This is a genomic window from Sphingomonas sp. GW821-FHT10F11 (genome assembly GCF_058809095.1).
In genome coordinates this window covers 548,472-567,041 of record NZ_JBXASH010000001.1, presented here as the reverse complement: position 1 = coordinate 567,041, position 18,570 = coordinate 548,472, and the positions used below count along the sequence as shown (strand labels likewise).

Sequence of the window (18,570 nt, the reverse complement as noted above, 5' to 3'; positions counted from 1 at the left end):
ACGGGAAGGGGCTTTTTAGTTACCCCTCAGGTGGGATCGGCGGTTCCTGGCCCGTCTTCAGCCCATGCTTCATCAGCATCGGCACATTGGCGATGGCGAAGACCATGGTCAGCGGGATCGCGCCCCACAGTTTGAAGGCCACCCAGAAATCGGTAGTCGTATTGCGCCACACTACCTCGTTCAGCACCGCCATGCAGGCGAAGAAGACCGTCCAGTTGACCGTCAGCTTGCGCCAGCCCTGCTCGGTCAGGCCGGGATAGGCTGCCTCGAGCAATAGCTGGAGCAGGGGCCTTCCGGTCGCCAGGCCGAACGCCAGAATCGCCGCGAAGCTGGCATAGACGAAGGTCGGCTTGATCTTGATGAAGGTCTCGTTGTGGAAATAGAGCGTCGCGCCGCCGAACACGAGCACCAGCGTTCCCGTCATCCATAGCATCGGCGAGATGCGCCCAGTCTTCCAGCGCGAGACGACCATGGCGATCGCGCTTGCCACCATGAACGCTGCGGTCGCCGCAAGCAGGCGGGCGATCTGCGGGCCGCTGCTGATGAAATTCACGATAAAGAACACCGCGAGCGGCGCGATGTCGATCGCGAGACGGAGGCCGGGGCTGACCGGAGGGCGCTTGGGTTCACTTGCCATTGCGGACCCCTTCCACACCAGCGATGATCCGCGCAACCTCGTTCGCATCGAACGGCCGAAGATCGCCCATGCCTTCGCCGACACCGATGGCGTGGATCGGCAGGCCGTATTTCTCCGCCGCGGCGACCAGCACGCCGCCCCGCGCGGTACCGTCGAGCTTGGTCATGATCAGGCCGGTGACGCCGGCGAATTCCTTGAACACCTCGATCTGGTTGAGCGCGTTCTGGCCGGTGGTCGCGTCGAGCACGAGCAGGATGTCGTGCGGCGACTCCGGATTGATGCGGCCAAGCACGCGGCGGATCTTGGACAGCTCGTCCATCAGCTCGCGCTTGTTCTGCAGGCGTCCGGCTGTGTCGACGATCAGCGCATCGATGCCGGTGGCGGTCGCCTGCTTGACTGCCTCATAGACGATACCGGCGGCGTCGCCGCCTTCGTTGCCTGAGACGATCGGCACGCCGACCCGACCGGCCCAGGTCGCAAGCTGGCCGATTGCAGCGGCCCGGAAGGTGTCTCCGGCGGCGAGCATCACGCCGTAATCCTGCTCGGTCAGGTAATGCGCCAGCTTGGCGATGGTGGTGGTCTTGCCGGATCCGTTGACGCCGATGACCAGGATGACCTGAGGACGGGGAAAAGCCTCGATCTCGAGCGGCCTGGCGACCTTGGCCAGCACCTTCTCGATCTCCTCGGCGACGACCAGGCGGATGCCGAGTTCCTCCATGTTGCGCTCGAAGCTGCCCTCGGCAAGGCGGGCGCGAATGCGCGCCGCCGTTTCGGGGCCGAGATCGGAGGCGATCAGCGCTTCCTCGATCTCATCGAGCGTCGCCTCATCGAGCCGCGCGGTGCCAAGCCCGGCGAGATTGCCGAGCAGGCGGTCGGAGGTACGCTTGAAGCCGCCGAGCAGTTTGTCGTGCCAGCTTGGAGTGGTGCTCATGCAGGGGTTCCGGTGAGGGTGGCGGCGCTGGCGCCGGTGATGAGGATGGGTTGGACGGCGCCTGTAGCGATTGTCGCGTTCCAGCGCACTTCCGCGAAGGCCGGCGCATGGCCACGATCGCCGGGGCGCTCGACCAGGATAGGCTGGACGGTGCCGATCAGGCTCTGCAGCCAGGCCGCCCGCCTTGTCGCCCCCGCTTCGCGCAGCAGCGCGGCGCGGCGCTTGCGCACCTCGGGTTCGACCTGCGGCATCCGTGCGGCAGGGGTGCCCTCGCGTGGCGAATAGGGGAAGATATGCGGGTGGACGATGTCGCAATCGTCGATCAGCGCCAGGCTGTTGCGGAACATCGCGTCGGTTTCGGTCGGGAAGCCGGCGATCAGATCGGCGCCGATCGCGATGTCGGGGCGGGCGGTCTTGAGGCGCTCGACCACACGGACGCTCTCCGTGCGGCTGTGGCGGCGCTTCATGCGCTTCAGGATCATGTCGTCGCCCGCCTGGAGCGAGAGATGGACGTGCGGCATCATGCGCGGTTCGCCCGTCAGCAACTCGAAGAGGCGGTCGTCGATCTCGATTGAATCGAGCGACGACAAACGCAGCCGCTCGAGATTCGGGACAAGCCGGAGGATTCGTTCGACCAGCTGGCCGAGCGAGGGCGTGCCGGGAAGGTCCGGGCCGTAGCTGGTGAGGTCGACCCCGGTCAGCACGATCTCGCGGTGTCCGGTATCGACCAGTGTCCGAATCCGGTCGATCACGCCGCCCGCCGGAACCGAGCGGCTGTTGCCGCGCCCGAACGGGATGGCGCAGAAGGTGCAGCGATGGTCGCAGCCATTCTGTACCTCGACGAATGCGCGGGCATGCGACGCGAAGGCGGCGGCGAGATGCGGCGCGGTTTCGCGAACCTGCATGATATCGCCCACCAGCATCGCCTCGGGCGCGGCCCAGGATGCGGGCAGAAGCTTCTCGGCATTGCCGATCACCCGGTCGACCTCGGGCATGGCGGCAAAGCCCTGCGGATCGATCTGCGCGGCACAGCCCGTCACAACGATCTGCGCGCCCGGCCGGTCGCGGCGGGCGCGGCGGATCACGCTGCGCGTCTCGCGCACGGCGCTGTTGGTCACCGCGCAGCTGTTGACGACGACCATGTCGCGCCCGCCGACGAGCGTACGGATCGTCTCGCTTTCAGCGATGTTGAGGCGGCAGCCCAGGCTGATAATATCGGGCTCAGCCATCAGGGAGGCCGGAACGGTGGTACATGCGCGGTGATCTAGGGGCGGGTTCGGACGAAGTCCATGAAAAGGCCCGTGCGGTGCTATGCTTCTGGTTCGATGAGGTGCCGGCAAAGAAGCGTTTCGTTCGGGACGCGGCGCTCGACCGGGAGATCACGGAACGGTTCGGTGCGCTGCGCGACGCGGTGCTGGCGAACGATGCGCGCGGCTGGCGGGACGATCCGGAGACCTTGCTCGCGGCGATCATCCTGCTCGACCAATTCTCCCGCAACATCCACCGCAACCAGGCGGAGGCGTTCGCCGGCGACGCGCTGGCGCTCGACCTGGCGCGCGAGGGGATCGAGCAGGGGTGGGACGAGCGGCTCGACCCCGACGAGCGGCGGCCATTCCTCTATATGCCGTTGATGCATGCCGAAAGCCGGGAGGCACAGACCCTGTCGGTCGGCTGCTTCGAGCAGCTCGGCAACGAGGAGAACCTCTTCTACGCCCTCGATCATGCCGATGTGATCGCCCGCTTCGGGCGGTTCCCGTCGCGCAATGCGGCGCTTGGACGGCAATCGACCCCCGAAGAGGAAACCTATCTCAGCCGGCCAGGCGCTGGTTGGTAGCGACTTCCTTGGTATCAGCGGCAGCCGGCTGGAGCAGCAGGCGCTTCTCGGCGAGCAGGCGGCGGGTGTTGGTGATGCTCATCGGACGGCCATAGAGATAGCCCTGGCCCTTGGAACAGCCGAGGGTGCGTAGCCGCTCCTCGATGGAGGCATCCTCGATGCCTTCGGCGGTGATCGGCAGGTTGAGGCTGTCGCCGAGCCGGGTGATCGCATTGACGATCGCGGCGCTTTCCGAATTCTCGTTGATCGACATGATGAAGCTCTTGTCGATCTTGATCCTGTCGAAGGGCAGGGCGCGGAGATGCGCCAGCGACGAATAGCCGGTGCCGAAATCGTCGAGCGCGAGGCGGATGCCCTGGTTCTTCAGGCTGCCGACGATCGACTGGGCGAGCGCGAGGTTATCGAACAGCGAGCTTTCGGTGATCTCGATCTCCAACCTCGTGGCGGGGAAACCGGTTTCGGTCAGGACCTTGATGATCTTTTGCGCGAGCCATGCGTCCTTGAGCTGCCAGGGCGAGATGTTGACCGAGATCGACAGCGCCGGATCCCAGTCCTTCGCCGCCATGAAGGCCTGGCGCATGATCGACAGAGAGAGATCGGCGATCATGCCGGTCTCCTCCGCGATCGGAATGAAGATGTCGGGGCCGATCAGGCCGCGCTGCGGATGCTCCCAGCGCGCCAGCACCTCGAACCCGCCGAGGCGGCCGGTGGTGAGATCGATCTGCTGCTCGAAATAGGGGACGATCTCCTGGCGCGGGATCGCACCGCGCAGGCCGACCTCCAGCTCGTTGCGCGCCTGGAGCTCGCGTTCCATCGACAGATCGAACCAGGCGAAGCGGTTGCGGCCGGAATTCTTCGCCGCGTACATGGCGATATCGGCCGAACGCATCAGCGCATCGATGCTGGCGCAATCGAAGTCCGAGCGCGAGATGCCGAGCGAGACGCTGATATGGAGCTGGAGCCCCTCCGCCCTGAACGGCTGGGCGAGGCGCGAGACGAGGCGTTCCGCGATGCGCTCGACGGTGTCGGGATGGGCCGGATCGAACAGGAAGGCGCAGGCGAACTCGTCGCCGCCGAAGCGTGCGGTCAGCGCGATCGAGGGCATCGCCGCGGCGATCTCGACCGCGACCTCGCGCAGCAGGGCGTCGCCGGTCGCGTGGCCATGCATGTCGTTGATCGTCTTGAAGTGATCGAGATCGAGCATCATCATCGCCATGGCCTTGCCGCGGCGCTGGGCGCGGACGAACATCGCCGCGCCCTCCTCGCCGAGGCTGCGGCGATTGAGGAAGCCCGTCAGCGGATCTTTGGCGGCAAGTTGATGCGCGCGCTCCTCGGCGGCGGCGCGGATCGAAACTTCGCGGGCGAGTTCGCGGTGGCGGCGCCAGCCGAACAGGATCAGCGCGACATTGAGCAGCAGGGCGATGACCAAGGTCTGGTCGGTGCCTTCGCCGCCGGAGAAATAATGCTGGAGTGTCGAGGACAGCACCGAACTGCCCGTGCCGACGAACAACAGGATCGAGGCGACGGTGATCGCCCCGCTGAGCATGTCGCTACGCACCTTCGGCGGCTCCACCTTCGATTCGTCGCCGATTTCACCCACCATGCCGACTTGCCCCACGGATCCCCATGGGGCCTTCATCCCATGACAGCCGTATAGATCGGGTTAAGCCCCGTGCATGCAAAACGCAGGAAGCGCCGAGGTTGCGCGATCGTGCGTCGTGCGTTAAGGGCCGCCGCGATCGTTTCCGTCATGGGATTCGTGAAGGGGTGCCCATAGGGCTGCGCCGGCCGACGAGGTTTCGTCCGCCGGCGTTCTTTGCGTTTCTTAGGGCCGGTGTCGATCCCGGAATGAAAGGTTGTTGATGTTCGAGAGCCTGAGCGACCGTCTTGGCGGTGTGTTCGATCGACTGCGTGGGCGCGGTGCGCTGACGGAGGCGGACGTGCGCGCGGCGATGCGCGAGGTGCGCGTCGCGCTGCTCGAGGCCGACGTCGCCCTGCCGGTGGCGCGCGACTTCGTCGACAAGGCGACCGAGAAGGCCGTCGGTCAGAATGTACTCCGCTCGGTCACGCCGGGTCAGCAGGTCGTGAAGATCGTCAACGATGCGCTGGTCGAGATGCTCGGCTCGGACGCGTCGGAGCTTGAGCTGGGTGTCACCCCGCCGGCCGTGATCATGATGGTCGGCCTTCAGGGCTCGGGCAAGACGACCACTACCGCCAAGATCGCGCTGCGGCTGGCGAAGCGCGAGCGCAAGAAGGTGCTGATGGCGTCGCTCGACGTCAATCGCCCGAACGCGCAGGAGCAGCTGGCGACACTCGGCACCCAGGCCGAGGTCGCGACCCTGCCGGTCGTGCCGGGCCAGCAGCCAGTCGATATCGCGCGGCGCGCGCTGCAGGCGGCGAAGCTGCAGGGCTATGACGTCCTGATGCTCGACACCGCCGGCCGACTCCATGTCGACCAGGCGCTGATGGACGAGATGCGCGCCGTCGCCGATGTCGCCAGGCCGGCCGAGATCCTGCTGGTGGTCGACGCGCTGACTGGTCAGGACGCGGTCAATGTCGCGAGCAGCTTCTCGGCGCAGGTGCCGCTGACCGGCGTGGTGCTGACCCGCATGGACGGCGATGCGCGCGGCGGTGCGGCGCTGTCGATGCGTGCCGTCACCGGCAAGCCGATCAAGTTCGCCGGCATGGGTGAGAAGCTCGACGCGCTCGAGGCATTCCATCCGGGCCGGGTCGCTGGCCGCATCCTCGGCATGGGCGACGTGGTCGGCCTGGTCGAGCGCGCGGCCGAGGCGATCCAGCAGGAAGACGCCGAGAAGATGGCGGCAAAGCTGGCCAAGGGCCAGTTCGACATGAACGACCTGCGCGCCCAGCTCGGCCAGATGCGCCGGATGGGTGGGCTCGGCGCGCTCGCCGGCATGATCCCGGGCATGAAGAAGGCGCAACAGGCCATGGCCTCAGGCGCGGTCGACGAGCGGATCCTGCTCCGGATGGATGCGATGATCACGTCGATGACGCCCAAGGAAAGGGCCAAGCCGGAGATCATCAATGCCAAGCGCAAGATCCGCGTGGCGAAGGGCAGCGGCACGACCGTTCAGGATGTGAACAAGCTGCTCAAGATGCACCAGGAAATGTCCACTGCCATGAAGAAGATCCGCAAGATGGGCGGGTTGAAGGGCATGGCGGCGATGCTCGGCAAGGGCGGCATGGGCGGCCTGGGCAATGCCCTTGGCGGCCCGGGGCTCGGCAACATGCTGGGCGGCAACGGCCCGGTCGGCGGCCCCGGCCTTCCCGGTCTTGGCGGAGGGCAGGCCAATCTGCCCCCCGGTTTCGAGAATTTGATCAAGAAGAAATAACGTAATCGAAAGAAGGAAGAAGAAGTAATGGCACTCAGCATTCGTCTGTCGCGTGGCGGCTCCAAGAAGCGTCCCTATTACCGCATCGTCGTGGCGGACGCCCGTTCGCCCCGTGACGGCCGCTTCATCGAGAAGCTCGGCACCTACAACCCGCTGCTCGCCAAGGACGATGACAAGCGCATCGTGCTCGATGGCGAGCGTGCGAAGCATTGGTTGAGCGTCGGCGCGCAGCCGACCGACCGCGTTGCCCGTTTCCTCGACGTCGCGGGTGTCCGTGAGCGTCCGGCGCGCAACAACCCGAACAAGGGCAAGCCCGGCGAGAAGGCCACCGAGCGCGCCGAAGAGCATGCGACCAAGCTGGCCGAGGCCGAAGAGGCGAAGGCTGCAGCGGCAGCCGCGCCGGCGCCTGAGCCCGTTGCCGAGCCCGAGCCCGTTGCCGAAGCGCCCGCGCAGGACAGCAACGAGGAAGCCGAGGCCGTGATGGCCGCCGAGGTCGAAGCAGCGACCGAAGAGCCGACGCCGGAAGCCGAAGCGGTTGCCGAGGCAGTCGCCGAGCAGACCCCGCCGGTCGAAGCCGAGGCAGCTCCTGAAGCCGCTGCCGAGGAAGCCGCTCCCGAGGCAGCAGCCGAGGAGGCTCCCGCCGCCGAAGCTAACGAGGCGACCCCGGACAGCGATGCCGGCGACACCGACGAAACCGCCGAGGGCAAGTCGGCTCAGGCTCCGGCCGAGGGCTGATGCCTAAGGATGCCCCCGTCACGCTCGCCGTCATCATCGGCGCGCATGGCGTGACGGGGGAGGTCCGTCTCAAGGTCTTCACCGAGGACCTGAAAAGCTATCAACGCTTCAACGACGGCACGCTGACGCTCAAGTCGGTGCGCCCGGGCAGCAATGGCGCGATCGCGCGCATTGCCGAGATCAACGACCGCAACGCCGCCGAGGCACTGCGCGGCACGGAACTGACGGTGCCGAGATCGGCGCTGCCCCCGCTCGAAGAGGGCGAATATTACCATACCGACCTGCTTGGCCTGCCGGCCGTCTCGACGACGGGGGAGGACCTCGGCCGCGTGGTCGCGATCGACGATTTCGGGGCGGGCGACGTGATCGAGATCGAGCGGCCCGACGGCAAGCGCTTCATGGTGCCGATGCGGCCCGAGGCGGTGCCTGAGTGGGACGGCGAGCGGATGGTCGTCGCCGCCGAGTTCGTCACCGCCTGATCGGGCGGCGCTCGTCGAGCAGGTTGCGGATCGTCGTCGCGGCGACGCCGGCCTCGCCCATCGCGTGGCTGATCTGATCCAGCCCCTTCACCACATCGCCCGCCGCGAACAGGCCGGGGACCGAGGTGCGCTGATGGGCGTCGACCTCCAGGCACCCGTCCTCCGAGGCCCGTGCGCCGGCCGCCACCGCGAGTTTCGAGCGGATGCGTGAGCCCAGGGCGGGATAGATGCTGTCGAAGACCAGATCACCGCCTGGCGTCGTTGCGATGATCGTATCCCCGTCGGCATGGAGCGGGGTGCAGGGGCCATCGACATGTTCGATCCCGGCATCGTCGAGCTTCCGCCTGCACTCCTCATCGAGATCGTGCGCGGCACCCGGGGCGATGAGGGTGATGTCGCGGGTAAAGCCGCGCAGGAACAGCGCCTCGCGCATGCCGTGGTCGCCGGTGCCGATCACGCCGACCCGCTTGTCGGTCACCTCGTAGCCGTCGCAGATCGGGCAATAGCGGATCAGGCCGCGTGACAGCGCCGCATCATGCGCATCGCCGGGCATGTCGGGGCGGTGGTTTTCCACCCCGGTTGCCAGCAACACCGTCCGCGCCGGCACGATGCGGTCGGCATCGCCGACATGGACTTCGAACGCGTCGCCGACCGGTACGATCGCCGTCACCGTCGCCAGCTCGCGCTGCGCGCCGAAGCTCTCGGCCTGGTCGAGCATCAGGGAGAGCAGGTCCTTGCCGGAAATACCGCCGGGATAGCCCGCATGGTTGTGCGTGCGCGGGATCAGCGCCGCGCGGCTGGAGCCGCAGTCGAACAGCCGGATCGAGAGATGGAAGCGGGCAAGGTAGATCGCGGCGGTCAGTCCGGCGGGGCCGGCCCCGATGATGATGCAGTCTTCCATGTCCAGCCTCAAAGGTCGGCGGCGAGGATGGTTCCCGGCGGGCGGGCGATTGACGCTGTGGGTGCTCGAATGTATATACATTCGGTATATACGGAGATCGATATGACCGCCCCGCGCAAGTCGCGCACCTTCAAATCGGGTAACTCGGTTGCTCTGAGGCTGCCCAAGTCGCTCGGCATCGAAGCCGGGGTCGAGATGACGGTGCGCGAGGAGAAGGGGCGGTTCATCGTCGAGCCGGTCGCGACTGAACCGCGCAAGATCGACCTGACCGGCATCTATGGATCGATCCCGGGGCTGAAGCCGCTGACTTCCGAGGATCGCGAATTCGAGGAAGAAGATCGGCCCTGGCATTTGCTCGATCGGAAGAGCGGCCGATAGGTGCGGTACTTCATCGATACGAATTGCTGCATCTACCTTTTCGCCGATACCTACCCGGCGTTGACGCGGCGCATTGCCGACACGGTGGCGGGCGAGATCGGCCTTTCGACCATCGTGCTCGCCGAGTTTGCGCTGGGGCTGCAGCACGAGGGGACTGATCAGCGGCTCGCCTTGCTGATCGGGCAGATGCCAGTACAGCCGTTCGATCAGGCCGCCGCCGAGACCTATGCGCGGTTGCCGTTCCGTCGCGGCCGTTTCGATCGACTGTTGGCGGCCCACGCCCTCAGTCGCGGCCTGACATTGATCACCAACAACGAACGCGATTTCGCCGACATCCCCGGCCTCAAGATCGAGAACTGGACCCTATGACCTTCGCCGCCACCGTCCTGACGCTCTACCCGGACATGTTTCCCGGGCCGCTCGGCGTGTCGCTGGCCGGGCGGGCGCTGGGCGAGGGGCAGTGGTCGCTCGACGCGGTCAATATCCGGGACTTCGCGGCGGACAAACACCGTACCGTCGACGATACGCCGGCGGGGGGAGGGGCGGGGATGGTGCTGCGCGCCGATGTGCTGGCCGCGGCGATCGACAGCGTCGCGGACGACCGGCCCATTCTCGCCATGACGCCGCGGGGTGTGCCGCTGACCCAGGAGCGTGTTCGAGCGCTGGCGGAAGGGCCTGGTGTCACCATAGTCTGCGGCCGCTTCGAAGGTTTCGACGAGCGGATCTTCGAGGGGCGGCAGGTCGAACAGGTCTCGGTCGGCGACTATATCCTCTCCGGCGGGGAGATGGGCGCGCTGGTGCTGCTCGACGCTTGCATTCGGCTGCTTCCCGGCGTAATGGGCGCGGCTTCCAGCGGTGTGGACGAGAGCTTCGAAACGGGGCTGCTCGAATACCCGCAATATACCCGACCTGTTGAATGGGAAGGGCGCACGATCCCCGAAGTGCTGCGATCGGGGGATCATGCGAGGATCGAGGCATGGCGAAAGCTCATGGCCGAGACCGATACACGGCTAAGGCGGCCGGACCTTTGGGAGCGCCATGAGGGCGCTCGGGTCAGGTCGCCCTCTGGTGCGCGGCGACAGACGAAGGACGAATGAGATGAATCTCATCCAGACGATCGAAGCCGAGAACATTGCCAAGTTTCTCGAGAACAAGAAGATCCCAGAATTCCGCCCGGGCGACACGCTGAAGGTCGGCGTGAAGGTCGTGGAAGGCGAGCGCACCCGCGTTCAGAACTATGAAGGCGTGTGCATCGCGCGTTCGAACAAGGGCATGGGCTCCAACTTCACCGTGCGGAAGATTTCGTTCGGTGAGGGCGTCGAGCGCGTTTTCCCGCTTTATTCGCCGAACATCGATTCGATCGAAGTGGTCCGCAAGGGCGCCGTGCGTCGCGCGAAGCTCTATTATCTGCGTGGTCGCACCGGCAAGTCGGCGCGTATCGCCGAGCGCCGCGACACGCGTCCGGCCAAGGCTACCGCTGCCGAGTAATCGGTCAGGCGCTTTTGCCGATATTTCGAACGGGGCGTGGAGACGATGGTCTCCGCGCCCCGTTTTCGTTGTCGAATCGCCCGCGATCTCCAACAAAGAACGGGCATTTGCGCTACTTTTTTCTTTCCGCTGTTATGTTGGATTTTGCGGCCGAATTTCCGCAATCTTCCCAGTGGCTTGCGAGGCGATACCGCTGTTATGAATAACAGCGGTAAAATTGGCGGATAACAGCGGTAAACCGCCGCTGTTTTCCGCTGATAACGCGTGAAAACATCGCTGAAATAATATCACGATGAGAAGGAGCAGGCCGGCGCGCATGCCGCGCACCGGCCGCGCCTGCTGCCACGCCGCGCCCGTGGATTGAATCAAGCAGAGCCGACGGTCTCGTATTCGATCCGATCCGAGCCCCATTTGCGTGCCGCGCAGACCGCCTGACGCACGCGCGTGACGATCGCGGCGATCGTCATGGAGAGCCGGGTATGATGCCCGGCCCAGGCGGCACTGTGGAAATCATCGTGCATGGCCGCGGCCTTCGTCACGGACGCGCCCGTTTCCAGACCGAATAGGCGATGGTGCCATTGCCCGAAGCGCTCGCCGGGACGGCATAGGACAATAGGTCGTTCGCGTAGGTGTAGTCGCGGACCTGCTTCCTGCCTTCCCAATTGGGGAAGGACGCTGCCTCGATCTCGAACTGGAGCTGGTGCCGCGCCTGATCGACCGTCACCCGGCCGAAATGGGTGCTCGATCCCAATACGGCCTGGCGATATTCGTCAGGCGATCCGCTGGTCTTGTCGCCCGAGGCGAATTTGGGGCGGTCGACCCGAAAGATCTGCAGGCTGTAGCGGCCCGACGCATCGACGGTCAGCAGCCCCTGGGGATGCTCGCCATAGCCCGTCACGCGCTTGCCGTCGGCGAGGATTTCGTAGGCGGACTCCATCGTCCAGGTGCCGGTCAGGGACAGCGGTGCGGGATCGGGAGGCGAAACGGCGGAGGTCGGTGCCAGGAGGAGTCCGCTCGCCAGCAGCATCGTGATGGGTGTCGACATGATCATCGCCTTTCAGTGAGTAACCGACTCAGCGGGTTACATAACATGTGTTGCGGCGTTGTCGGTAACCTGTCAATGGGGTTTCATGAGCGGGCAGAAGATGCGACCTCCGGCGTTGGCCACATCCGAACTGCGCGACGGGTTCCGTTTCCGTGGCGGTCATGCGGCGCTCGATTTCGCTGCGACGCTGGCGGCCCGGATGAAGCCGTCCCCGCGCGAACTGCTCGCGACCCCGGCCGATCTCGATCGATGGCTGGTGGCCGCTGGCCTGGCCTCCCGGCTGCCGTCGACCGTGGAAGACCTTTCCAGCGCCCGCGCGCTTCGCGAGGCGATCTATTCGCTCTCCACTGCGATGATCGCCGGCGCGCCCCTGCTTCCCGACGCGGTCGCGACGTTGAACCGGATCGCCCAGGCACCGTCGGCCGTGCCGCAGCTGGGAGACGATGGTCGCTTCCATCTCGATGGGCCGCCGGGCGCTTTCCTCGCCACGCTCGCGCGCGACGCGATCCAGCTGTTCGGCGCAGATCCGGCCGGCCGCCTGCGGCAATGCGAATCCGACAGTTGCGCGCTGCTGTTCCTCGATACCTCGCGGGGTGGCGATCGCCGCTGGTGCTCGATGACCGGGTGCGGCAACAAGGCCAAGGTCGCGGAGTTCAGGCGCAGGAAGCGTGAAGCCTCCTGATTACGCGTAGCTGACGATCTCGTATTCGATCCGGTCGTAATCGAAGAAATAGAAGCGCCGGCCGGGTTCGTAATCGCCATGCGCGAACGGCTCGAGTCCGGCGGCGACCACGCGGCGTTCGATCTCGTCCAGGTCGTCGACCACGATCGCGACATGGTTAAGCGGCTCGCCCTTGGAGAAGTCATCCCAGGCGGGCGTGCCCGCGGGCGGGGTGTAGAGCGCGATGTAGAAGCGATCGTCGCCGGCATGGATGGTGCGGCCGCCGTCGCGCGCCGGGCCCATCCAGCGGACTTTCCAGCCGAACAGGTCGAGCAGCAGCCTGGCCGAGCGCTCGGGTTCGCGGACCGTGAGATTGACGTGCTCGATAAAGGGAGATGCCATGAATGTCGTCCTTGTGTTGACTGTCATGCACCGCCTGATGCAACCTCGACCTAAGTTGAGGTCAAGCTTTATTTTGGAGGCTCGGATGGGGCGCGGAGACGAGTTGCTGCCGATCGGCGAACTGGCGGCGCGCACCGGCCTGTCGGTATCGGCGATCCGCTTCTACGAAGCAAAGGGGCTGGTGCAGGCGCTGCGCACCAATGGCGGCCAGCGGCGATTCCTCCGGTCGGACATCCGCCGGCTGTCCTTCGCACTGATCGCCCAGCAGCTCGGCTTCACCCTCCAGCAGATCGTGGCGGAGCTGGACAAGCTGCCCCAGGGGCGCACCCCGAGCGCGGCGGACTGGAAGCGGATCAGCGGTATCTTCAAGGACACGCTCGACCAAAGGATTGCCGTGCTGCAGCGGACCCGCGACGTGCTCGACGCGTGCATCGGATGCGGCTGCCTCTCACTGAAGAAATGCGCGCTGTATAATCGCGACGACCGGGCGGGCCTGACCGGGCCGGGGCCGCGCTATACGCTGGCGGCGCCCGAGCCACTCGCGCTCGACCACGCCCATTCCCGCGCGGGATGAATCGCCAGCGAGCCAGCGTGTATTATAATTGCAATACACCTGCACCTGCGTTATCCAGGCACCTTCAGCCGTCCGGGGAGCAGGCGATGACCGATCAAACGATAGCCAGCGTGGAAGAGCCGGACGGCGCGCCGCGTATCGCGGTGCTGGATATCCTGCGCGGGGTCGCGATCCTCGGCATCCTGTTCATGAACATCAACGACATGGGCGCCTCGTTCCGCGCCGGCGGCGATGTGCGGCATTTCGGCTGGGCGCCGATCGACCAGGTTGCCTGGTGGCTGCGCGAGGTGTTCGCCAACGGCACCGCGCGCTGCCTGCTTGAGATGCTGTTCGGCGCCGGCATGGTGATCCTGACCAGCCGCGCGGTGGAGGCGGCCGGGCGGTGGCAGGTGATGCGCCGCTATTATTGGCGCAACATCGTGCTGGTGGCGTTCGGCCTGGTGCATATGTTCATCCTGCTCTGGGGCGGCGACATCCTGCACACCTATGGCATGGCCGCTTTGGTGGTGTTCTGGTTCCGCAAGCTCGGGCCGCGCTGGCTCATCGCTATCGGGCTGATCATGGCGGTGGTGCAGCTCGGGGGCGCCGGTTATTTCGGCTATTATCGCGGTATTCAGCAGCAAACCCAGGTTGCCGAGCTGAAAGCGCGGAGCGCCGCGGGCCAGGCGCTGACGGCGGCCGACAAGGCGACATTGGAGAAGGCCCGGAAATCCGAAGCCGAGCGCGCCAAGAACCGCGCCGAGCGCAAGGCCGAGATCGCGAAGGAAGATGCCGACCGGTCGAGCACGACCACGCGCTGGGTGACCGAGCAGGTGCGGATGAGCGCGGAACGCCTGTTCGGGTTCGGCGAGCTGTTCGCGGTCTGGGAATCGGCGAGCGTGATGCTGATCGGCGCGGCGCTGTTCAAGCTGGGCATCCTGCAAGGTCAGCGAACCCGGCGCTTCTACTGGCGGATGACGATCATCGCCTATCTGATCGGCGGGTCGCTGCGTATCCTGGGTGCGGATGAAATCATGCGCTTCGACGATGCGCCGCATATCAGCTGGGCGACTCAGGAGATCGCGCGGCAGGCGATGACCTTGGGCCATGTCGGGCTGGTCAATCTGCTGGTGACGAGCGCGTTCGGCGCGAAGCTGGTGCGGCCGTTCGTCGCCGCGGGGCGAACCGCGCTGTCGATCTATGTGCTGCAGACGATCATCTGCCTGTGGATCCTCTATCCGCCCTTCGCGCTTGCCCTTTACGGCACGCAGGGCTGGGCGGCGATGATGGCGGTGTCTTTGGTGATCGATGCCGGGCTGTTGTGGCTGGCCAATGCCTATGTCCGCCATTTCCGCATCGCGCCGGTCGAATGGGCGTGGCGATCGATCGTGGAGGGAAGGCGGCTGCCGTTTCGCAAGGTGGCGACGTAAAGCTGGCTCCACGCCCCGGCCGGCATATTGCGATGTGCGGCCTGGGCCCTAAGATGGCGATAGGCAACGGGGGATACCCGTCGCAAAACGTCGGATGACCTCATGGATCGGATCGATCGCACCGGATACTGGGCGCTCATGGCGGGTGCGGGCGTGCTGCTCACTGCAGCATGGCTGTTTACGCCCTGGCCTCCGCAGATTGGCGTGGCTGCGCTGCTGATCTCCGTACCCCGGCTGCACGATATCGGCAGGACGGGCTCATGGTCCCTCGGGTTCTTCGTTCCGTGCGTCTTCGCTCAGCAATTGTTCGTGCCCGGCCTCGACGACGTTTTTGCCGGGGCCTTGATTGTGGGCATCCTCTCGGCTGTTCTGGTGGCTGGCGCGATCGTCTTGCTTGGCGTGATTCCGGGCCAGCCGGGGGCCAACAGCTATGGCGCGCCACCCCGTTTGAGCCGATGACTTTCGCTGGGCCCCGATCGTGACGCCCCCTCAGCGCTGCGCCTGGGCCGGCAACGACCCGCAGATGCGCGCCTATCATGACGAGGAATGGGGTGTGCCCGAGCGCGACAGCCGGGCGTTGTGGGAGAAGCTGATGCTCGACGGGTTCCAGGCGGGGCTCGCCTGGATCACCATCCTGCGCAAGCGGGACGCGTTTCGCGAGGCGTTCCAGGGCTTCGATCCCGAATTGGTCGCGCGGTTCGGCGAAGCGGATGTGGTGCGGCTGCTCGGCGATGCGCGGATCGTCCGGTCGCGCTCGAAGATCGAGGCCACGATCGGCAACGCCAGGGCCTATCTGGCGATGCGCGATGCTGGCGAGGATTTCTCCGGGTTCGTCTGGGGCATGGCGGGCGGTGAGCCGATCGTCGGCGACGGCGTGCATCTGCCGGTGAAGTCGCCGCTGTCGGAGGAGATATCGGTCGCGCTGAAGAAGCGCGGGTTCAAGTTCGTCGGGCCGGTCATCGTCTATGCCTGGATGGAGGCGGTGGGGATCGTCGACGATCATGCGGCGGGGTGTTTCCGGCGGGTGAAGATCTAGGCGTTACGCCGGGCTCCTTCCGGCATCCACCATATGGCTGGGGCAGGGGCTGGCCGCGTACCGGCTCCATCCGATCGCGATCTTCCGCTGGTAGCTGGGCCCTTTACGACACTGCCACACCCCGCAATAAGCGACGGCATGCGCCCGCATTCGCCGGGCTTGAAAATTATCGGGACTGGAGATGATCGATGCCGAAATCCTGGCTGCTGGCGGGCGTCATGCTCGCCGCACTGGCGACCCCTGTGATGGCCGCTGAGCCCGGCGCCGTGCCGGTGGCGGCCGCACCCGCCGATGCGACGGCGAAGAAGCTGACGCTCGAACGCCTCTTCTCCAGCCCCGACCTTGCCGGGGCGCAGCCTCGCGCGCTGAAGCTGTCGCCGGACGGGACCTTGCTGACCTCGCTCAAGCCGCGGCCCGACGACAAGGACCGGCTCGACCTCTGGGCGCTCGACACCAGGACCGGCAAGGAACGCATGCTGGTCGATTCCAAGAAGGTCGGCACCGGCGCCGAGCTGTCCGAGGCCGAGAAGATGCAGCGCGAGCGCGCGCGCATCGGCGGTACGCGCGGCATCGTCGCCTATGACTGGGCACCCGACGGCAAGTCGATCCTGGTGCCGCTCGACGGCGACCTGTATCTCGCCACGCTCGACGGCAAGGTCTCGCGCCTGACCAACACGCCCGATGGCGAGCTGAATCCGGTGGTCAGCCCGAAAGGCGGCTTCGTCAGCTTCGTGCGCGACCAGAATCTCTTCGTCCAGCCGCTCGGTGGCGGTGCCGCGAAGCAGATGACGACCACTGGTGCCGGCACCGTGCATTGGGGCGAGGCCGAGTTCGTCGCCCAGGAGGAAATGGATCGCACCACCGGTTACTGGTGGTCGCCAACCGACGCGCGCATCGCGGTCGAGCGGTTCGACGAGGCGCCGGTCGGCATCGTCACGCGCGCCGCGATCGGCGCCGACGGCACGAAGGTCTATAACCAGCGTTATCCCGCCGCCGGTACGCCCAACGTGCTGGTCGAGCTCCATGTGATGAACGCCGACGGCACCGGCCAGGTAAAGGTCGATCTGGGCAGTGATCCCGACATCTATCTCGCCCGGGTCGACTGGACGCCCGATGGCCAGACCCTGCTGGTCCAGCGCGAGAGCCGCGACCAGAAGACGCTGGATATGCTCAAGGTCGATCCCGCGACCGGCAAGAGCAGCATATTGTTCACCGAGAAGTCGGGCGAGCGGAGCTGGATCAACCTGTCCGACGCCTATTGGCCGATGAAGGACGGCAGCCTGATCTGGCGTTCCGAGCGTGACGGCTATGGCCATCTCTATCGCTTCGCCAGGGGCAAATGGACTCAGCTGACCAAGGGCGAATGGACCGTCCAGGCGCTGAACGGGGTGGACGAGGCGAAGGGCCGGATCTTCTTCACCGGCAACAAGGACGGCGCGCTCGAGCAGCATGTCTATTCGGTCGATATCGCGCGGCCGAACGTCCTGACCCGGCTGACCGAGCTTGGCTGGTGGAACTATGGCAAGATGGACAAGGCGGCGAGCCGGCTCATCGTCACCCGCTCCAACCCGACCCAGCCGCCCCAGACCTTCCTCGCCGATACGACCGGCAAGCGTATCGCCTGGGTCAATGAGAATGCGGTGGTTCCGGGGCATCCTTACTACCCCTATCTCGCCAACCATCAGGCCAAGACCTTCGGCAGCTTCAAGGCGGCGGACGGCACCACGCTCTGGTATGAGATGATCACACCGGCGCTCGAGCCGGGCAAGAAATATCCGGTGTTCTTCGAGCATTATGGCGGCCCGGGGACCGGCCAGCAGGTCACGCGCGCCTGGCAGAACCCGCTGGCGCAATATGTCGTGTCGCGCGGTTATGTGTATTTCCGCATCGACAATCGCGGCTCGAACAACCGCGGCAAGGTCTTCGAGGATCATATCTATCGCGCGATGGGCAGCGTGGAGGTCGAGGACCAGCTGACCGCGGCGAAATGGATCAAGACCCAGCCCTTCATCGATCCGGCCAGGGTCGCGACCTATGGCTGGTCCTATGGCGGCTACATGACCTTGAAGATGCTTGAGGCAAATCCGGGTGTCTATGCGGCGGGCATCTCAGGCGCGCCGGTGACCAAGTGGGAACTCTACGACACCCATTATACCGAGCGCTACATGGGCGATCCGAAGAAGGACGCGAAGGCCTATGCGACGTCGGATGCGATCGACGATGCGGCGAAGATCAGGGATCCGCTGCTGCTGATCCACGGCATGGCGGACGACAATGTCGTGCTCGACAATTCGACCGCCTTTGCCGCGAAGATGCAGGCGCAAAACGTGCCGTTCCAGATGATGTTCTACCCGGGCAAGACCCACAGCGCGGGCAAGGACGTGCATGTCTGGACGACGATCTTCGATTTCCTCGACGAGAAGCTTGGACAATAAATCGAAACTGCGTTGACCGGGGCGGGTTCAAGGGAGAATCCCCGCCCCGGCCAACGAGGATGGCAGCGATATTCGCCTGAGGTGCGGAGAGCTTGTGCTACCGCGACCGCTGCCACCAAATCTATTCGACGGGTTGCATTCATTGACGCCCAGCATTTTATTGCAAGGGGAGTCCGAACCATTTTCGCGGCGATTTTCGTAACGCGTGCGATACAATGCTGAATATCGGAAAACATTTCGAAATGACGTGCCGATCGAGATGTTGTTTGTGC

The 18,570-nt window shown here is 65.5% G+C and carries 22 protein-coding genes and 1 pseudogene; 14 read left to right on the top strand and 9 right to left on the bottom strand.

Features of this window, described 5'->3' with window-relative positions; genetic code table 11:
* Positions 1-19 precede the first annotated feature (19 nt).
* Genes AC1RT8_RS02660 through mtaB form a run of 3 tightly spaced genes read right to left on the bottom strand, consistent with a single transcriptional unit; the run spans position 20 to position 2,797 of the window.
* Positions 20-637, bottom strand: coding sequence for a septation protein A (locus AC1RT8_RS02660; protein ID WP_493074047.1), 618 nt, complete (start codon positions 635-637; stop codon positions 20-22).
* Entirely contained in the window at positions 627-1,568 is a 942-nt protein-coding gene (gene ftsY, locus AC1RT8_RS02655; RefSeq protein WP_493074046.1) for a signal recognition particle-docking protein FtsY, read from the bottom strand. The genes AC1RT8_RS02660 and ftsY overlap by 11 nt, the downstream gene beginning before the upstream one ends.
* Positions 1,565-2,797, bottom strand: a complete 1,233-nt coding sequence (mtaB, locus tag AC1RT8_RS02650) for a tRNA (N(6)-L-threonylcarbamoyladenosine(37)-C(2))-methylthiotransferase MtaB (protein WP_493074045.1) — start codon at positions 2,795-2,797, stop codon at positions 1,565-1,567. The genes ftsY and mtaB overlap by 4 nt, the downstream gene beginning before the upstream one ends.
* Positions 2,798-2,820: 23 nt before the next feature.
* Between mtaB and AC1RT8_RS02645 the strand changes: the two genes are divergently transcribed.
* Positions 2,821-3,402: a DUF924 family protein gene (locus AC1RT8_RS02645; RefSeq protein WP_493074044.1), complete on the top strand. Its 582-nt coding sequence runs from the start codon at positions 2,821-2,823 to the stop codon at positions 3,400-3,402.
* Here the strand turns inward: AC1RT8_RS02645 and AC1RT8_RS02640 are convergent.
* Positions 3,377-5,005, bottom strand: coding sequence for a putative bifunctional diguanylate cyclase/phosphodiesterase (locus AC1RT8_RS02640; RefSeq protein ID WP_493074043.1), 1,629 nt, complete (start codon positions 5,003-5,005; stop codon positions 3,377-3,379). The two genes, AC1RT8_RS02645 and AC1RT8_RS02640, sit on opposite strands and share 26 nt — an antisense overlap.
* A 259-nt stretch (positions 5,006-5,264) precedes the next feature.
* Here AC1RT8_RS02640 and ffh point away from each other — a divergent pair, with 259 nt between their 5' ends.
* The 3 genes and pseudogenes from ffh (at position 5,265) to rimM (ending at position 7,969) form a co-directional block, all read left to right on the top strand.
* Positions 5,265-6,755, top strand: coding sequence for a signal recognition particle protein (gene ffh, locus AC1RT8_RS02635; protein ID WP_493074042.1), 1,491 nt, complete (start codon positions 5,265-5,267; stop codon positions 6,753-6,755).
* Between the two features lie 27 nt (positions 6,756-6,782).
* Positions 6,783-7,223, top strand: a pseudogene (gene rpsP / locus AC1RT8_RS02630) (30S ribosomal protein S16); the annotation flags it as partial.
* Between the two features lie 266 nt (positions 7,224-7,489).
* The gene (rimM, locus tag AC1RT8_RS02625) at positions 7,490-7,969 is read left to right on the top strand and encodes a ribosome maturation factor RimM (RefSeq protein ID WP_493074041.1); all 480 of its coding nucleotides are present in this window, start codon (positions 7,490-7,492) and stop codon (positions 7,967-7,969) included.
* Here the strand turns inward: rimM and AC1RT8_RS02620 are convergent.
* The gene (locus tag AC1RT8_RS02620; protein WP_493074040.1) at positions 7,959-8,870 is read right to left on the bottom strand and encodes an NAD(P)/FAD-dependent oxidoreductase; all 912 of its coding nucleotides are present in this window, start codon (positions 8,868-8,870) and stop codon (positions 7,959-7,961) included. The genes rimM and AC1RT8_RS02620 overlap by 11 nt on opposite strands.
* 102 nt (positions 8,871-8,972) lie before the next feature.
* Here AC1RT8_RS02620 and AC1RT8_RS02615 point away from each other — a divergent pair, with 102 nt between their 5' ends.
* The 4 genes from AC1RT8_RS02615 to rplS are packed head-to-tail and all read left to right on the top strand — an operon-like array spanning position 8,973 to position 10,736.
* Positions 8,973-9,248, top strand: a complete 276-nt coding sequence (locus tag AC1RT8_RS02615) for an AbrB/MazE/SpoVT family DNA-binding domain-containing protein (protein WP_493074039.1) — start codon at positions 8,973-8,975, stop codon at positions 9,246-9,248.
* Positions 9,249-9,617: a type II toxin-antitoxin system VapC family toxin gene (locus AC1RT8_RS02610; RefSeq protein ID WP_493074038.1), complete on the top strand. Its 369-nt coding sequence runs from the start codon at positions 9,249-9,251 to the stop codon at positions 9,615-9,617.
* Complete coding sequence (trmD, locus tag AC1RT8_RS02605; protein ID WP_493074037.1) at positions 9,614-10,345, top strand: tRNA (guanosine(37)-N1)-methyltransferase TrmD; 732 nt, start codon at positions 9,614-9,616, stop codon at positions 10,343-10,345. Before AC1RT8_RS02610 ends, trmD begins: the two co-directional genes overlap by 4 nt.
* Position 10,346: 1 nt before the next feature.
* Positions 10,347-10,736, top strand: a complete 390-nt coding sequence (gene rplS / locus AC1RT8_RS02600; protein WP_465173517.1) for a 50S ribosomal protein L19 — start codon at positions 10,347-10,349, stop codon at positions 10,734-10,736.
* 132 nt (positions 10,737-10,868) lie between these two features.
* Here rplS and AC1RT8_RS02595 read toward each other — a convergent pair whose 3' ends face one another.
* The 3 genes from AC1RT8_RS02595 to AC1RT8_RS02585 are packed head-to-tail and all read right to left on the bottom strand — an operon-like array spanning position 10,869 to position 11,781.
* The gene (locus tag AC1RT8_RS02595; protein WP_493074036.1) at positions 10,869-11,105 is read right to left on the bottom strand and encodes a hypothetical protein; all 237 of its coding nucleotides are present in this window, start codon (positions 11,103-11,105) and stop codon (positions 10,869-10,871) included.
* On the bottom strand, positions 11,102-11,275 hold the full coding sequence (locus AC1RT8_RS02590) for a hypothetical protein (protein ID WP_493074035.1): 174 nt from the start codon (positions 11,273-11,275) through the stop codon (positions 11,102-11,104). The genes AC1RT8_RS02595 and AC1RT8_RS02590 overlap by 4 nt, the downstream gene beginning before the upstream one ends.
* Complete coding sequence (locus tag AC1RT8_RS02585) at positions 11,272-11,781, bottom strand: lipocalin-like domain-containing protein (protein WP_493074034.1); 510 nt, start codon at positions 11,779-11,781, stop codon at positions 11,272-11,274. The genes AC1RT8_RS02590 and AC1RT8_RS02585 overlap by 4 nt, the downstream gene beginning before the upstream one ends.
* An 85-nt stretch (positions 11,782-11,866) precedes the next feature.
* On the opposite strand from AC1RT8_RS02585, the gene AC1RT8_RS02580 reads away from it, so the two are divergent.
* Entirely contained in the window at positions 11,867-12,463 is a 597-nt protein-coding gene (locus AC1RT8_RS02580) for a CGNR zinc finger domain-containing protein (RefSeq protein ID WP_493074033.1), read from the top strand.
* Here AC1RT8_RS02580 and AC1RT8_RS02575 read toward each other — a convergent pair whose 3' ends face one another.
* Positions 12,464-12,844 carry a VOC family protein gene (locus AC1RT8_RS02575; protein ID WP_493074032.1) on the bottom strand — a complete coding sequence of 127 codons (381 nt, stop codon included), beginning with the start codon at positions 12,842-12,844 and terminating at the stop codon, positions 12,464-12,466.
* An 85-nt stretch (positions 12,845-12,929) separates the two neighbouring features.
* Between AC1RT8_RS02575 and soxR the strand changes: the two genes are divergently transcribed.
* The 5 genes from soxR (at position 12,930) to AC1RT8_RS02550 (ending at position 18,298) form a co-directional block, all read left to right on the top strand.
* Positions 12,930-13,418, top strand: coding sequence for a redox-sensitive transcriptional activator SoxR (soxR, locus tag AC1RT8_RS02570; protein WP_493074031.1), 489 nt, complete (start codon positions 12,930-12,932; stop codon positions 13,416-13,418).
* 86 nt (positions 13,419-13,504) lie between these two features.
* Entirely contained in the window at positions 13,505-14,827 is a 1,323-nt protein-coding gene (locus AC1RT8_RS02565) for a DUF418 domain-containing protein (RefSeq protein ID WP_493074030.1), read from the top strand.
* 102 nt (positions 14,828-14,929) lie between these two features.
* Positions 14,930-15,286 (top strand): DUF805 domain-containing protein, encoded by a 357-nt coding sequence (locus tag AC1RT8_RS02560; protein WP_493074029.1) that lies wholly within the window; start codon positions 14,930-14,932, stop codon positions 15,284-15,286.
* Positions 15,287-15,305: 19 nt separating this feature from the next.
* Entirely contained in the window at positions 15,306-15,863 is a 558-nt protein-coding gene (locus AC1RT8_RS02555) for a DNA-3-methyladenine glycosylase I (RefSeq protein ID WP_493074028.1), read from the top strand.
* A gap of 188 nt (positions 15,864-16,051) precedes the next feature.
* Positions 16,052-18,298, top strand: a complete 2,247-nt coding sequence (locus AC1RT8_RS02550) for a S9 family peptidase (protein ID WP_493074027.1) — start codon at positions 16,052-16,054, stop codon at positions 18,296-18,298.
* The last annotated feature ends 272 nt before the right edge of the window (positions 18,299-18,570 follow it).

What these genes read in the sequence shown, in the direction of transcription:
- AC1RT8_RS02660 (WP_493074047.1), bottom strand. Translation starts at nt 637, where the DNA reads ATGGCAAGTGAACCCAAGCGCCCTCCGGTCAGCCCCGGCCTCCGTCTC.
- ftsY (WP_493074046.1), bottom strand. Translation starts at nt 1,568, where the DNA reads ATGAGCACCACTCCAAGCTGGCACGACAAACTGCTCGGCGGCTTCAAG.
- mtaB (WP_493074045.1), bottom strand. Translation starts at nt 2,797, where the DNA reads ATGGCTGAGCCCGATATTATCAGCCTGGGCTGCCGCCTCAACATCGCT.
- AC1RT8_RS02645 (WP_493074044.1), top strand. Translation starts at nt 2,821, where the DNA reads ATGCGCGGTGATCTAGGGGCGGGTTCGGACGAAGTCCATGAAAAGGCC.
- AC1RT8_RS02640 (WP_493074043.1), bottom strand. Translation starts at nt 5,005, where the DNA reads ATGGTGGGTGAAATCGGCGACGAATCGAAGGTGGAGCCGCCGAAGGTG.
- ffh (WP_493074042.1), top strand. Translation starts at nt 5,265, where the DNA reads ATGTTCGAGAGCCTGAGCGACCGTCTTGGCGGTGTGTTCGATCGACTG.
- rimM (WP_493074041.1), top strand. Translation starts at nt 7,490, where the DNA reads ATGCCTAAGGATGCCCCCGTCACGCTCGCCGTCATCATCGGCGCGCAT.
- AC1RT8_RS02620 (WP_493074040.1), bottom strand. Translation starts at nt 8,870, where the DNA reads ATGGAAGACTGCATCATCATCGGGGCCGGCCCCGCCGGACTGACCGCC.
- AC1RT8_RS02615 (WP_493074039.1), top strand. Translation starts at nt 8,973, where the DNA reads ATGACCGCCCCGCGCAAGTCGCGCACCTTCAAATCGGGTAACTCGGTT.
- trmD (WP_493074037.1), top strand. Translation starts at nt 9,614, where the DNA reads ATGACCTTCGCCGCCACCGTCCTGACGCTCTACCCGGACATGTTTCCC.
- rplS (WP_465173517.1), top strand. Translation starts at nt 10,347, where the DNA reads ATGAATCTCATCCAGACGATCGAAGCCGAGAACATTGCCAAGTTTCTC.
- AC1RT8_RS02585 (WP_493074034.1), bottom strand. Translation starts at nt 11,781, where the DNA reads ATGTCGACACCCATCACGATGCTGCTGGCGAGCGGACTCCTCCTGGCA.
- AC1RT8_RS02580 (WP_493074033.1), top strand. Translation starts at nt 11,867, where the DNA reads ATGAGCGGGCAGAAGATGCGACCTCCGGCGTTGGCCACATCCGAACTG.
- AC1RT8_RS02575 (WP_493074032.1), bottom strand. Translation starts at nt 12,844, where the DNA reads ATGGCATCTCCCTTTATCGAGCACGTCAATCTCACGGTCCGCGAACCC.
- soxR (WP_493074031.1), top strand. Translation starts at nt 12,930, where the DNA reads ATGGGGCGCGGAGACGAGTTGCTGCCGATCGGCGAACTGGCGGCGCGC.
- AC1RT8_RS02565 (WP_493074030.1), top strand. Translation starts at nt 13,505, where the DNA reads ATGACCGATCAAACGATAGCCAGCGTGGAAGAGCCGGACGGCGCGCCG.
- AC1RT8_RS02560 (WP_493074029.1), top strand. Translation starts at nt 14,930, where the DNA reads ATGGATCGGATCGATCGCACCGGATACTGGGCGCTCATGGCGGGTGCG.
- AC1RT8_RS02550 (WP_493074027.1), top strand. Translation starts at nt 16,052, where the DNA reads ATGCCGAAATCCTGGCTGCTGGCGGGCGTCATGCTCGCCGCACTGGCG.